The 7,023-nt window shown below is 36.8% G+C and carries 7 protein-coding genes; 6 read left to right on the top strand and 1 reads right to left on the bottom strand.

Features of this window, described 5'->3' with window-relative positions; all coding sequences use genetic code 11:
- The first annotated feature begins 98 nt into the window (after positions 1-98).
- The 6 genes from PF272_RS12290 (at position 99) to era (ending at position 6,025) form a co-directional block, all read left to right on the top strand.
- Positions 99-803, top strand: a complete 705-nt coding sequence (locus tag PF272_RS12290; protein WP_271142978.1) for a phosphoribosyltransferase family protein — start codon at positions 99-101, stop codon at positions 801-803.
- A gap of 87 nt (positions 804-890) precedes the next feature.
- Positions 891-1,475 carry a Fe-S biogenesis protein NfuA gene (gene nfuA / locus PF272_RS12285; RefSeq protein ID WP_065234315.1) on the top strand — a complete coding sequence of 195 codons (585 nt, stop codon included), beginning with the start codon at positions 891-893 and terminating at the stop codon, positions 1,473-1,475.
- Between the two features lie 149 nt (positions 1,476-1,624).
- Entirely contained in the window at positions 1,625-3,421 is a 1,797-nt protein-coding gene (gene lepA / locus PF272_RS12280) for a translation elongation factor 4 (RefSeq protein ID WP_065234314.1), read from the top strand.
- Between the two features lie 9 nt (positions 3,422-3,430).
- Complete coding sequence (gene lepB / locus PF272_RS12275; RefSeq protein WP_065237169.1) at positions 3,431-4,402, top strand: signal peptidase I; 972 nt, start codon at positions 3,431-3,433, stop codon at positions 4,400-4,402.
- A 2-nt stretch (positions 4,403-4,404) separates the two neighbouring features.
- Positions 4,405-5,085, top strand: coding sequence for a ribonuclease III (gene rnc / locus PF272_RS12270; RefSeq protein WP_065234312.1), 681 nt, complete (start codon positions 4,405-4,407; stop codon positions 5,083-5,085).
- Positions 5,086-5,101: 16 nt separating this feature from the next.
- The gene (gene era / locus PF272_RS12265) at positions 5,102-6,025 is read left to right on the top strand and encodes a GTPase Era (RefSeq protein WP_065234311.1); all 924 of its coding nucleotides are present in this window, start codon (positions 5,102-5,104) and stop codon (positions 6,023-6,025) included.
- A 56-nt stretch (positions 6,026-6,081) separates the two neighbouring features.
- On the opposite strand, the gene PF272_RS12260 is transcribed toward era, so the two are convergent.
- Positions 6,082-6,906: a DUF5718 family protein gene (locus PF272_RS12260; protein ID WP_271142977.1), complete on the bottom strand. Its 825-nt coding sequence runs from the start codon at positions 6,904-6,906 to the stop codon at positions 6,082-6,084.
- Between the last annotated feature and the right edge of the window lie 117 nt (positions 6,907-7,023).

Genomic DNA, 7,023 nt, shown 5'->3' with positions numbered 1-7,023 from the left:
ATTGTCCATTACGCCCATTTTTTCTTATTTTCTCGAAAGAGCTCACAAAATAGAGAAAGGAGAGATTGTTACTATGATGAATGCTATATGCTAACAAGATGAAAAATGCGAATCTTTTTGATACATCTTGTTTTATTTGTCAACGCCGTTTAGCCATTGGGCAGCATGGTATTTGTTCTCTTTGTTATCAGAGATTACCACAATTTTGTTATTGTGGACGTTGTGGCACTGCGTTGCCAGAGGATCGGTTACAGTGTGGTATATGTTTGCTTTCCCCACCGAATTGGCAACATATTGTGTTTGTATCTGCATTTGCAGAACCATTACGTTCATTAATTTATCAATTTAAGTTTAATCAAGCTTATTATCTTGATCGAAGTTTAGCGCGTTGGTTGTACTTAGCGGTTAGAAAGGCACGGTGTACCCATCAACTACAACTGCCCGATTTATTGATTCCTGTACCTTTACATCATCAACGACAATGGCGTAGAGGCTATAACCAAGCAACGCTGTTAACCCATTATTTAAGTAAATGGTTAAAGATTCCTTATCGAGATGATGTTGTTGTCCGTTATCGAGCCACCGAAACACAGCGAGGAAAAACAGCAATCCAACGACAACAAAATTTGGCACAAGCATTTATATTGCAAAAACCATTACCAAAGACAGTAAAGTCAGTGGCAATTATTGATGATGTTATTACAACAGGGACAACAATGACGGAGATTTGTCATTGTTTACAGCGAGAAGGTATTACAGAAATACAAGTTTGGGCATTATGTAAAACGCAAAAAATAGATTGATTGTGGTTGGGGAGTGGAAAATTTTTTTGATTGAGCGTATTATTCCCGACTATATCAGTCAAGTATTTATTAAGGGATAAAAGCATTATGCAACAAATTAAAATTTCTAGTGCAGCACAAGCACACTTCCGCAAACTACTCGATCAACAAGAAGAAGGAACAAATATTCGTATTTTTGTGGTAAACCCAGGTACACCGAATGCGGAATGTGGTGTTTCTTATTGTCCGCCTTCTGCAGTAGAAGCAACAGATAGTGAGATGAAATATGAAACTTTTTCTGCATTTGTTGATGAGATTAGTCTGCCATTTTTGGAAGATGCAGAAATTGATTTTATTACCGATGATATGGGAACACAATTAACCCTAAAAGCACCAAACGCAAAAATGCGTAAAGTGGCTGATGATGCGCCGTTAATTGAACGTGTTGATTATGTGATTCAAACACAAATTAATCCACAATTAGCTAGCCATGGTGGACGTATTACGCTGATTGAAATCACAGATGAAGGCGAAGCGATTTTACAATTTGGTGGCGGTTGTAATGGTTGTTCAATGGTTGATGTAACCTTAAAAGAAGGAGTGGAAAAACAACTACTTGCACAATTTGATGGGGAATTGAAGGGTGTGAAAGATGTAACAGAACATCAACGTGGTGAACACTCTTATTACTAAACAATCAAGTAGATGAAGGCAGACGCAAAATCTGCCTTTTTACTGAGTAGCGTAACAAATTCCTTTCTAGTAGCAGTTTTTCCTAGTTTCTTGTAAAATCTTCCGATTATTTTTTAATTAACTAACTAAAGTATTAATATTACTCATCTATGAAGAATATCCGTAATTTCTCAATTATTGCTCATATTGATCATGGTAAATCAACGCTTTCGGATCGTTTAATCCAAGTGTGCGGTGGATTAACTGAACGTGAAATGGAAGAACAGGTGCTAGATTCGATGGATCTAGAACGTGAACGTGGTATTACCATTAAGGCACAAAGTGTGACCTTAGACTATACCGCTAAAAATGGTGAAACTTATCAACTAAATTTTATTGATACGCCAGGACACGTTGACTTTTCTTATGAAGTTTCTCGTTCGCTAGCAGCTTGTGAAGGTGCATTATTGGTTGTGGATGCAGGACAAGGTGTGGAAGCACAGACCTTAGCTAACTGTTATACAGCGATAGAAATGGATCTCGAAGTGGTACCGATTTTAAATAAAATTGATTTACCTGCCGCAGATCCAGAACGTGTGGCAGAAGAAATTGAGGATATCGTTGGGATTGATGCGGTTGATGCAGTGCGTTGTTCAGCGAAAACAGGGCTTGGTGTAGAGGATGTTTTAGAAGAAATTGTTAAACGTATTCCAGCACCGAAAGGTGATCCTGACGCACCATTGCAAGCGTTAATTATTGATTCTTGGTTTGATAACTATCTTGGCGTGGTGTCATTAGTTCGGATTAAAAATGGTACGCTCAAGAAAGGTGACAAAATTAAGGTAATGAGTTCTGGTCAAAGTTATGGTGTGGATCGTTTAGGGATCTTTACGCCTAAGCAGGTGGATACGACAGAACTTTCATGTGGTGAAGTAGGTTGGGTTGTTTGTGGAATTAAGGATATTCTTGGTGCCCCTGTTGGGGATACTTTGACGTTACATCATAATCCAGCAGACAAACCACTACCAGGATTTAAAAAGGTAAAACCACAAGTTTATGCAGGATTATTCCCTGTAAGTTCTGATGATTATGAGGCATTTCGTGATGCATTAGGCAAATTGAGCTTAAATGATGCTTCATTATTCTATGAGCCAGAAAATTCAAGCGCATTAGGTTTTGGTTTCCGTTGTGGTTTCTTAGGGCTATTACATATGGAGATCATTCAAGAGCGTTTAGAGCGTGAATATGATCTCGATTTGATTACCACCGCACCAACGGTAATTTATGAAGTTGCAATGACGAATGGTGAAGTAGTGTATGTTGATAGTCCAGCAAAATTACCGCCAATCAATAACATTGAGGAAATTCGAGAACCTATTGCCGAATGTAATATGCTCTTGCCACAAGAGTATTTAGGGAATGTGATTACATTATGTGTAGAGAAACGTGGGGTACAAACTCATATGGTCTATCACGGTAATCAAGTTGCCTTAACTTATGAAATTCCAATGGGGGAAGTTGTCTTAGATTTCTTTGACCGTTTGAAATCTACTTCTCGTGGTTATGCATCATTAGATTATTCATTTAAGCGATTCCAAGCAGCGGATATGGTGCGAGTTGATATTATGATTAATGGTGATCGTGTTGATGCATTAGCATTAATCGTTCATAAAGATAATGCGCCATACCGTGGTCGTGAATTAGTTGAAAAGATGAAAGAGTTAATTCCTCGTCAGCAATTTGATATTGCGATTCAAGCTGCGATAGGCAACCATATTATTGCACGTTCAACGGTAAAACAATTACGTAAGAACGTTTTGGCGAAATGTTATGGTGGTGATGTTAGCCGTAAGAAAAAACTGTTACAGAAACAGAAAGAAGGTAAAAAACGGATGAAATCTCTAGGTAACGTTGAAGTTCCACAAGAGGCGTTTTTAGCTATTCTTCACGTAGGAAAAGACAAATAAGGAGCAAGTATGTCGAATTTTTTCTTGCCTATTTTACTGGGAATTGGTTTTGTATTGTGGAAAGTATTAGATTACTTCCAATTACCTAATACATTTACCATCTTGCTGATTGTTTTTTCTGCCTTATCAGGAATTTTTTGGTGTTATCATCGCTTTGTGCTGCAACCGAAACGCTTACGTCAAATTGCTCGTGCGGAACAACGGAGCGGTAAACAATTAACAGATGAAGAAAAAGCACGTATTGAACCTATTTCGGAGAGTGCCGAATTTGTTGCTTCATTATTTCCTGTCTTAGCGATAGTGTTAATTGTACGTTCATTTTTATATGAACCCTTTCAAATTCCATCAGGGTCTATGGAACCGACGTTACGTGTAGGTGATTTTTTATTAGTGAATAAATATGAATATGGGATAAAAGATCCTGTATTCCAAAATAAATGGATTCCATTAGGGGAACCAAAACGTGGGGATGTGATTGTTTTTAAAGCACCAATTCAGCCTAATGTTGATTATATTAAACGGGTAATTGGGTTACCGGGAGATCATATTAAATATGATCAACAAGATGGGGTATTAACTGTAACACCAGCTTGTAAGGAAGAAACTTGCCCAAGTGAGACTTATCGATATGAAGGTTTAACACCAAATCCAGAATTTGTATATCACGGTAATGCACAAATTGAGCGTACTGAGATTGGTGCTGTAACACATCAAATTTTATTGAATCCAGATCGTTTCAATTATGATCCATACTATTTCAAACAAGAAGGAAATCCTGTTGGAGAGTGGACAGTCCCAGAGGGAGAATATTTTGTCATGGGGGACAATCGCGATAATAGTAATGACAGTCGCTTTTGGGGCTTCGTACCAGAACAAAATATTGTCGGTAAAGCAACAGTGATCTGGTTAAGTTTAGATAAAAAAGAGGGCGAATGGCCGACAGGAATTCGGACAGAGCGCTTCTTTGAAACCATCAAATAATTATGAATACTGAACATTTAGAGAGATTACAAAGAAAAATAGGTTATCAATTTAGCCAAATTAGATTATTGCAACAAGCGTTAACTCATAGAAGCGCGGCAAGTGTGCATAATGAACGTTTAGAATTTTTAGGGGACTCAATTTTAAATTTCACTATTGGCGAAGCGTTATATCATCGATTTCCTAAATCGCCAGAGGGAGATTTAAGTAGAATGCGAGCTACCTTAGTGCGGGAGCAGACTTTAGCACAAATTGCTATTGAATTTGATCTTGGCGATTACTTAAAACTGGGGCCTGGTGAATTGAAAAGTGGCGGTTATCGTCGTAGTTCAATTTTATCTGATGGGGTAGAAGCTATTATTGGTGCTATTCATTTAGATAGTGGAATTAAAACTGCTCAAGAAGTCATATTAACTTGGTATAAACAACGTTTAGCTGAAATTGAGCCGGGTGATAGCCAAAAAGATCCTAAAACGAGATTACAAGAATATCTACAAGGTATTCGTCAGCCTTTACCAACTTACACCGTAGTGGATATTAAAGGTGAAGCGCATAATCAAACATTCAAGGTAACGTGTCAAATTCAACAACTTGCAGAAGTCTTTGAAGGTGTAGGTAGTAGTCGTCGTAAAGCAGAACAAGCTGCTGCTGAAAAAATTTTAGCAGTGTTAAAAATAAAATAATTTTAATGAGAAGAGAATGACAGAAAATCAGCAAAGTTTAACAGAATCAGAAACCTATTGTGGATTTGTGGCGATTGTAGGACGACCAAATGTAGGTAAATCAACATTACTAAATAAAATTTTAGGGCAAAAAATTTCGATTACTTCACGTAAAGCACAAACAACACGCCATCGTATTGTAGGTATTCATACTGAGGGTGCTTATCAAGCGGTTTATGTGGATACTCCCGGATTACATATTGAGGAAAAACGTGCAATTAACCGTTTAATGAATCGTGCGGCAAGTAGTGCAATTACTGATGTTGATTTAATCATCTTTGTGGTAGATGGCACACATTGGAATGAAGATGATGAGATGGTGCTGAATAAGTTGCGTAGTGCTAAAGCACCTGTGGTGTTAGCGATTAATAAGATTGATAATATTAAGAATAAAGATGAGTTATTACCATTTATTCAACAACTAACAGAGAAATTTAATTTTAAGGAGATTATCCCAATTTCTGCACAACGTGGTAATAATGTACATCAATTACAACAAATTGTGCGTCAATCTTTACGTAAAGGTGTGCATCATTTCCCTGAAGAGTATATTACTGATCGTTCACAGCGTTTTATGGCATCAGAGATTATTCGTGAAAAGTTAATGCGCTTTATGGGAGAGGAGTTACCTTATTCAGTAACAGTAGAAATTGAGCAATTTAAAGTTAATGAACGTGGAACTTTAGAAATTAATGGACTGATTCTGGTAGAACGTGAAGGTCAGAAAAAGATGGTGATCGGTCATCAAGGACAAAAATTAAAAACCATCGGCACAGAAGCTAGACAAGATATGCAGCGTTTATTTGATGCTAAAGTGCATTTAGAACTTTGGGTAAAAGTGAAAAGTGGTTGGGCTGATGATGAACGTGCGTTAAGAAGTTTAGGTTATATGGATGATTAGTTAAAAATATTGTAATAAAGGCCTCAAAAGATCGATCTTTTGAGGCCTTTTTATAATTAAGAAACAACGGTTTGTATTAATGCAGAAATATCAGCAGGAAAGGCTTCCGTTTGAGCAAATTGTTGTATTTGTTGTTCAGTATATTTGCGACCATCGTACACAACAACAATACTCGTATCTCCAATTTGTAAATAATTGGTTTCACCAAATTCAGTATAGCGGGTAGCACCAATACTAATAATTGCTTGTGTAGGATAGTTTGCTTGATGGAGTAATTCAGCAATATTATTCATAGGACCTTGATCGGGTTGGTTATTCATTCTGTCAATTAACCAAGCAACTAGCTTCTGATTGAAATAATTATAGCCAGCAATTGGACTATCAATACCATAAGCGGTTAATACTTGCTGACGTTTGTGATAACAAGCAATACGGAAATGATCTAATTCACCGCCTTTCTCAAGAGTATTGACCGGTAAAATGGTACTAGATAGGCCTTTAGATGATTTCCCCCAATTTTTCTTTTCACAGATTTTTTTGGCATTAGGTTTACGAATAGAACAATCGTTATAAGCAGCAAAAGCAGATGGAGTTAAAGCTATAACTTGTTTATTTTCATCATATTCAATATTAAAAAATACAGCGACTTCAGGCTCAATTTGTAAGTTATCTGCACCTTGGGGCATTTTTATTTCAGTAGATGACAACGGAAAAGTAGTGAGGAAGTTATTAGCATTAGGAACATAAAATGGGAAAATAGCTTTAGGTTGAGATTCTTCTGTGGTTACAACATCAGCAAAATCCTTTGCTTCACCAGCTTGTTCTAGGTGACCAGCAAAATTACCAGCAACACCAAAACCAATATATTGGGTTAAATTCATGATTATCTCCATTACGATAAAAAATACAGAGTAAAAAGAAAATTGCTGCAAAACAATACATTTTGCGGAATTTCTAGGCAGTTAAATAAAAAAATGTGAATTACGTCATAAAATCTA

This window comes from Gallibacterium faecale, from assembly GCF_027920745.1.
In the GTDB taxonomy this organism is placed as follows: Bacteria; Pseudomonadota; Gammaproteobacteria; order Enterobacterales; family Pasteurellaceae; genus Gallibacterium; species Gallibacterium faecale.
Note: the sequence above shows the minus strand (reverse complement) of the source record. Positions and strands in the feature narration are given on the sequence as shown.

Coding starts and splice junctions, on each gene's coding strand:
- PF272_RS12290 (WP_271142978.1), top strand. CDS start 99: ATGAAAAATGCGAATCTTTTTGATACATCTTGTTTTATTTGTCAACGC.
- PF272_RS12260 (WP_271142977.1), bottom strand. CDS start 6,906: ATGAATTTAACCCAATATATTGGTTTTGGTGTTGCTGGTAATTTTGCT.
- lepB (WP_065237169.1), top strand. CDS start 3,431: ATGTCGAATTTTTTCTTGCCTATTTTACTGGGAATTGGTTTTGTATTG.
- lepA (WP_065234314.1), top strand. CDS start 1,625: ATGAAGAATATCCGTAATTTCTCAATTATTGCTCATATTGATCATGGT.
- era (WP_065234311.1), top strand. CDS start 5,102: ATGACAGAAAATCAGCAAAGTTTAACAGAATCAGAAACCTATTGTGGA.
- rnc (WP_065234312.1), top strand. CDS start 4,405: ATGAATACTGAACATTTAGAGAGATTACAAAGAAAAATAGGTTATCAA.
- nfuA (WP_065234315.1), top strand. CDS start 891: ATGCAACAAATTAAAATTTCTAGTGCAGCACAAGCACACTTCCGCAAA.